Consider the following 925-nt stretch of genomic DNA (forward strand, 5'->3'; position numbering starts at 1 on the left):
CACTCTGGCAGCAGGTTTGCCTGAACAACACGCTGACCCTCACTGCGCAACTGGCAAACCTGCTGCCAGAGTGCCGCATCCGTACTGTCAGGCATCCAGATACCGCCAGACGGTAGCTCGATTTCAGCACGCCCCAGGGTCACCAGGGTTTTCAAATCGGTAGAGAAGCCGGTCGCCGGACGGGCGCGACCGAAGTCGGCGCCGATGTCGTCGTAACGACCGCCTTGAGCGATGGACTGGCCAACGCCCGGCACGAACACCGCGAACACCACACCGGTGTGGTAGTGGTAGCCGCGCAGCTCGCCCAGATCAAAGTACAGCGGCAACTGCGGGAATCGCGCCGACAGACGCTCGGCGATTGCCAGCAAATCTTCCAATGCCGCCAGCACCGGCGCCGGCGCATTGGCCAAACGCTCACGTGCGGCGACCAGCACCTCGCGGCCACCACACAGGTCGACCAGCGCACGCAGCATGCCGGACAGATCGGCCGGCAAGCCTTCGGTCAACGTAATGACCTCGTCGATCGCCTTGCGTTGCAGCGCATCGAACAACTGCTGCTCAACTTCACCGGACAGGCCGGCGGCGCGCGCCAGACCACGGTAAATGCCGACATGGCCAAGGTCCATGTGCACATCCGGCACATCGGCCAGGTGCAGCATGGCCAGCATCAGGCTGATCACTTCAACGTCGCTGCTCGGGCTGGCGTCGCCGTACAACTCGGCACCCAACTGGATCGGGCTGCGAGAAGACGACAGTGCACGCGGCTGGGCATGCAGCACGCTACCGGCGTAGCACAGACGACTCGGGCCTTCGCGACGCAGGGTGTGTGCGTCGATGCGCGCCACTTGCGGCGTGATGTCGGCACGGAACCCCATCTGCCGGCCCGATTGCGGGTCGATGACCTTGAGGGTACGCAGATCCAGAT

At 64.2% G+C, this 925-nt stretch carries 1 protein-coding gene; it reads right to left on the bottom strand.

The annotated features are described in order from the left end of the window. A partial coding sequence (locus ACIOWA_RS21560; protein WP_401161850.1) for an ATP phosphoribosyltransferase regulatory subunit occupies window positions 1–925 on the bottom strand: 925 nt, incomplete at both ends.

Source organism: Pseudomonas sp. NPDC087614, from assembly GCF_044743485.1.
Lineage (GTDB): Bacteria > Pseudomonadota > Gammaproteobacteria > Pseudomonadales > Pseudomonadaceae > Aquipseudomonas > Aquipseudomonas baetica_A.